Below are 5,792 nucleotides of genomic sequence, written 5' to 3'. Positions count from 1 at the left end.
GTATATGGTGTATGTACTGAGAAACCTGCATGTAACTCGATACCAATTTTGACATTGTGATCTTTAGCAAATTTAGCCGCTTCTTTCCAATACGGGATTAGTTTTTTCTCCCATTGCCATTCTAGTATTTCAGAATAAGCTGTTGGCCAAGGTGTCACTGGCCAGTTTGGATGTTCCGAATCTTCGTCAGATCCAGGTACGCCTGAAAATGTATTAACAACTGGTACGCCTAGGATTGAAGCTAATTCGACTGTTTTAATAAATGTTTCATGTGCTTGTTTAGCATGCTCTTTATCTGGAGAAACTGGATTGTCATGACAACTAAAAGCACTAATTTCCAATCCTCTTTGTGTAATTGCATTCATAAACTCTGTTCTTTTATCTTCATTTTCTAGCAATTCATCTAAATTACAAAAATGATTACCAGGATTTCCTCCAGTACCAATTTCAACCATCTTTAATCCAGAATTTGCTACATGATCTAACATTTCTTCAAACGTTTTATCTTGAAAAAGCACTGTAAATACACCGATTTTCATATGTAACACCCCTTATAAATTTATTAAGACTCTATTCTTACACTTCTTCCCTCTTCACTACTTTGATAAATAGCATCTATTAATGAACTTACACGTCTTGCTTCTTCAGGCTTCACAACTAAATCTTCTAAACCTAAACAGCTGTTTACAAAGTTTAAAGATTGTCGTTGTGCTGCATTATCTTCATTATGTTCAGCGTATGCTTGTTCATTAAAAAATGTTCCAAATCGAGGTTGATATATTTCAAACGGATATACATTTAGACCGCCATCAACACCAGACATGCTTAAATGAATTTTATCTTCCTTAATATTTGCTGACCATGAACATTCAAATTGCATTGTTGACCCATCTTCAAAAGTGATAAAACTAGACACATGATCGTCTACTTCAAATGTTTCGTAATCAAATGTTCCCCAGTCATTTATTTGGTTTGGTGTTTTGCTTAATCGATTATAAGTCTTACCCAACACTTCCACCGGTTGAGCATCTTTTTGTAACCACATAGCAAGATCTAATAAGTGGCATCCATAATCTATAAGACTGCCTCCACCTTGAAGTTCTTTATTAGTAAAGACACCCCAACCTGGTACTTTACGTCTGCGTAATGCCTGTACTCTTGTTACGAGCGCATCTCCAACTACACCTTCTTCAATTGCACGATGAGCTGTTATTGCCGCATCTGTAAAACGATAATGATAACCAATTGCTAGCAATTTGCCAGAACGATTTGCCGCTTCAATCATCGCATCACATTCTTTACGATTCATTGCCATTGGTTTTTCACAAAATACATGCACACCTGCATTTAAAGCAGCAATACTGATTTCAGCATGGAATTTATTCGGCGTACATATAACGACAGCATCTACTTGTTTAAACATTTCATTATATTCCTCAAAAACATTCGTAATATTAAATTCTGAAGCTACTTTTTCAGACAATTCATAGTTAATATCTTGTACGCCTATTATTTCTACTAAGTGGTCTAATTTTTTAAAAGCTGGTATATGTCTGTTTTGTGCAATTCCACCAACACCGATGACACCTAATTTTAGTTTATTCATATTAGAAGTCTCCTATTTTATTTTTTGCTAATTTTCTCAAGAGGTTGTGCATTACCATATTGATGTTTAGGTGTATTTCTATTACACGCCCACTCAACTGCATTTTTAATAACTTGTTGAATTTCTTTATTATAATAAGTAGGATAGCTTTCATGACCTGGTCTAAAGTAGAAAATCTTACCATTACCACGCTTAAATGTTGCACCACTTCTAAAGACTTCTCCACCTTCAAACCAGCTTATAAATACTGTTTCATCTGGTGCAGGTATATCAAAATGTTCACCATACATCTCTTCTTTTTCTAACTCTATATATGAGTTGAGACCTTCAGTAATAGGATGTGTCGGATCTACTACCCAAAGTCTTTCCTTATCGTCAGCCTCACGCCATTTTAAATCACACGTTGTTCCCATTAAGCTTTTGAAGATTTTTGAAAAATGACCTGAATGTAATACGATTAGACCCATGCCATCTAACACACGTTGTTTCACTTTAGTTACAATTTCATCTTTCACTTCATCATGTGCTTTATGTCCCCACCATATTAATACATCTGTATTAGCTAACACATCATCAGTTAAACCATGTTCAGGCTCATCCAATGTTGCTGTCTTAACTTCATGATCCTCACCTAAAAATTCTGCTATAACATTGTGAATACCATCCGGGTAAACAGCTTTAATTGTTTCACTTTCTACTTCATGTCTATATTCATTCCATACAGTTATATTCATTTTAATATCCCCTTTTATTAATCGAAGTATACAGCTTTACTTGTTTTTGCTGATTGATAAAGTGCTTCTAATATTTGCGTGATTACCATAGCTTCCTCTGGTTTAACAACTGGTTCAGTGTCATTTATGATACTATCAATCCAGCTACGCGCCTCTACTTCTGCCTCATCAACAGTTTCACCTTCATAAAAATCTACACCTTTATTTTCTAACTCTACATTTGTAGTGTATAAAGAACCGAACTCTTCACCATGAATTCTCAAACCGTCTTTCATATCAGCGCCCCCTTCAGTACCTGAAAGTGCACATTTTGCTTCATCCACTTCTAATGAATTCAGCGCCCAACTTGATTCAAGAATAATTGTAGAACCATTTTTCATTTTAATAAAACCGAATGCGGAATCTTCAACTGTGAATTTCTTAGGATCCCATGGTCCCCATGCATTTGCAGCATTTTCCTTTTTGCCAAGCTTATGGAAAGTTGAGCCCATTACAGATTCAGGTTCATAATTATCCATCATCCATAATGTTAAATCTAAAGCATGTGTTCCAATGTCAATTAAAGGTCCACCGCCTTGCTTTTCTTCATCTAAAAAGACACCCCAAGTAGGTACAGCTCTTCTACGTATAGCTTGAGCTTTACCGTAATAAATATCACCTAAGTCTCCACGTTGCGTAGCTTTACGTAAATATTGACTGTCAGGTCTGAAACGATTTTGATAACCAATCGTTAATTTTTTACCATTACGTTTAGCAGCTTCAATCATCTCTTTCGCTTCTTCTGTTGTCTTAGCCATAGGTTTTTCACACATCACATGTTTACCAGCATCGAGTGAAGCAACCGTTAATGCTTTATGAGAACTGTTAGGTGTACATACGTGAATAACATCTATATCATCATTTTCCAACAATAATTTATAATTTTCGTACACTTTTGCATCATTTGTACCATATTGTTCTGCAGCAACTTGAGCTTTTTCAATTTCAATATCACAAAAAGCAACAATATTTACTTCACTTATCTTCTGCAAACTAGGTAAATGCTTTCCATTTGCAATACCACCGCAACCAATGATTCCAACATTTAAACTCATACGTACAGCCCCTTTTATGTATTTATAATAATTTATAGTAATCGCTTACATTAATGTTTATATAACTATGTTAAAATAAAAAAGTTCAAAGACCAATGAATAACCCTCGTAAAGACATTTATATCTTACATCTGAATTTATTTTCAAAGACTGAAAATATTTTTAAATAACACTCCTCATAAATGAAGTTTACTGGGATTCCCATTTAGGAAAATCTAACTAAATACAAGTCTGGTACGACGGAAATTAAGGATTTTTTTGAAAAAATGATATGAGTTGTTGATTAAATCGAGAGTTAATCTAAGACATCTCTAAAATTAACACCGTACAATGAATACAGGCTGAGACAATGTCCCTTTAATTTATCAAGACAGGTGCGACATGATAAATAGAAGGGCTGAATTTATCAAGACAAGTCCAACATGATAAATAGAAGAGCTGAATTTATCAAGACGAGGCAAACATGATAAATAGAGCGACTGAACATTGCAAGACTGGCCCAACAAGCTACATAGAGCGTTTGAACATTGCTAGACTGGCCCAACAAGCTACATAGAGCGTTTGAACATTGCTAGACTGGCCCAACAAGCTACATAGAGCGACTGAACATTGCTAGACTGGCCCAACAAGCTACATAGAGAGGCTGAATTTATCAAGTCGTACCCAACATGATAAATAGAGAAAAAAAGCACCGTGCCACAAAGTTGGCACGGTGCTTTCAGACTGTGGACAATTAATTTGTCTCAGCTTCTAAGTTTGTATTAAATTTTATAATCTAACTTCTGATGTTTGGGTATATGTGTCTTCGCCTAAGTTAATCATAGACTCTGAAATATTTCTTGAGTGGTAACCAATTCTTTCAAGAATAGAAATCATATCTATATAAACGAGGCTGCCTTCTGGAGAACATTCTCCGGAACTTAATCGTTTTATGTGCTTTTTACGTAAATCGTGTTCTAATAAATATGAATCTTCACTTCTTTTAACGACTTCATCTTTTTTAATATAATCATAAACATCAAATACTTCGAATGTTTTTTCATATGATACTTTAACGTGATTATATAATTTATCAATACTTTGGTCTGCTTTATCTGATATATGAATATCTGATGATTGTTTTTTCTGAAGTTCATCTAAGTATGATTCTGTTAACGTTGATACTTTTAATATTGTTCTATTCACATCATATAAGACTGACAATCTTTCAGCATCTTTCGCAGATAATTTTTTCTCAGATAATTTATTTAAATACTGTCTAACATTATCGTACATGTTATCAACAGCTACATGTTTTTGTTTATGTTTTTTTAATGCTTTTTCATTTAAATTTCCAACATTATCTAGCATTGAAACTGTCATTTTACCAATGTTTTGAATTTCATTTTGTGCTTCTTGTAATGCAATACTTGGTGCTCTATTTATTAAATTATTATCTAAATATTTTGGTTTATATTTTTCATTTACATCTTCACCTGGAATAATTTTCGTAACAATCCAAGCTAATGCGAAAATAAATGGTAATTGAATTAACGTGTTCGTTATATTGAATGTACCATGTGCAAATGCGATAACCATTTTAGGGTTTAAGTTCAATGCATGATTGACCCACTGCATTGCTGCTTCGTAAAATGGTAATATTAATAAGAATATTGCAGCTCCGATGACATTAAACATAACATGTACGACTGCAACTCGTTTTGCAGCTATAGAACCAGCTAAACTTGCTAATATCGCTGTTATAGTTGTTCCAATATTATCTCCTAATAAAATCGGTAATGCACCATGTAATGATACTAAATCATTTGCATAGAATCCTTGTAAAATACCTATTGTTGCACTTGAACTTTGTATAATTAATGTTACAAACGTACCCGCTAATACGCCTAAAAATGGATTTGAAGACATATCCAACATAATTTGTTTAAATCCTTCTAGATCAGCTAATGGTTTCACTGCCCCACTCATTAATTCTAAACCATAGAATAATGAACCAAATCCAAAGAATACCATACCTATATTTTTAACTTTACGCTTTTGAACAAAGAATATTAAGAATGCACCTAATGCCAATATTGGTAAAGCATAATCACCAATATTAATACCGATTATAAAAGCTGTAACTGTTGTTCCGATGTTAGCACCCATAACAACACCAATAGCTTGTCTCATCGTCATAAATCCTGCACTAACTAGGCCTATAGTAATAACCGTTGTTCCCGAACTACTTTGTATGAGTATCGTAACAATCATACCTGCAAGCACACCCATTATTGGATTGCTCGTAAATCTATTTAATATACTTCTTAATCTATCTCCCGCTGCTGCTTGTAAGCCATCACCCATTTGCTTAATACC

5 protein-coding genes are annotated in these 5,792 nt (G+C 34.0%); all 5 read right to left on the bottom strand.

All coding sequences use genetic code 11. The features are described 5' to 3' along the window. Nucleotides 1–539 (bottom strand): sugar phosphate isomerase/epimerase family protein (locus B2G86_RS12835; RefSeq protein WP_142242941.1); only part of this gene is annotated, 539 nt, incomplete at its 3' end. 23 nt (nt 540–562) lie between these two features. Next, nucleotides 563–1,606 carry a Gfo/Idh/MocA family protein gene (locus tag B2G86_RS12830; RefSeq protein WP_078358580.1) on the bottom strand — a complete coding sequence of 348 codons (1,044 nt, stop codon included), beginning with the start codon at nt 1,604–1,606 and terminating at the stop codon, nt 563–565. A 17-nt stretch (nt 1,607–1,623) separates the two neighbouring features. Beyond that, nucleotides 1,624–2,340 carry a ThuA domain-containing protein gene (locus tag B2G86_RS12825; protein ID WP_078358579.1) on the bottom strand — a complete coding sequence of 239 codons (717 nt, stop codon included), beginning with the start codon at nt 2,338–2,340 and terminating at the stop codon, nt 1,624–1,626. A gap of 17 nt (nt 2,341–2,357) precedes the next feature. After that, nucleotides 2,358–3,434 (bottom strand): Gfo/Idh/MocA family protein, encoded by a 1,077-nt coding sequence (locus tag B2G86_RS12820; protein ID WP_078358578.1) that lies wholly within the window; start codon nt 3,432–3,434, stop codon nt 2,358–2,360. Between the two features lie 768 nt (nt 3,435–4,202). Continuing rightward, nucleotides 4,203–5,792: Na/Pi cotransporter family protein (locus tag B2G86_RS12815; RefSeq protein ID WP_142242940.1), on the bottom strand; the 1,590-nt coding region annotated here is incomplete at its 5' end.

Origin of the sequence: Mammaliicoccus fleurettii (assembly GCF_002018435.1) — a bacterium.
Lineage (GTDB): Bacteria > Bacillota > Bacilli > Staphylococcales > Staphylococcaceae > Mammaliicoccus > Mammaliicoccus fleurettii.
Note: the sequence above shows the minus strand (reverse complement) of the source record. Positions and strands in the feature narration are given on the sequence as shown.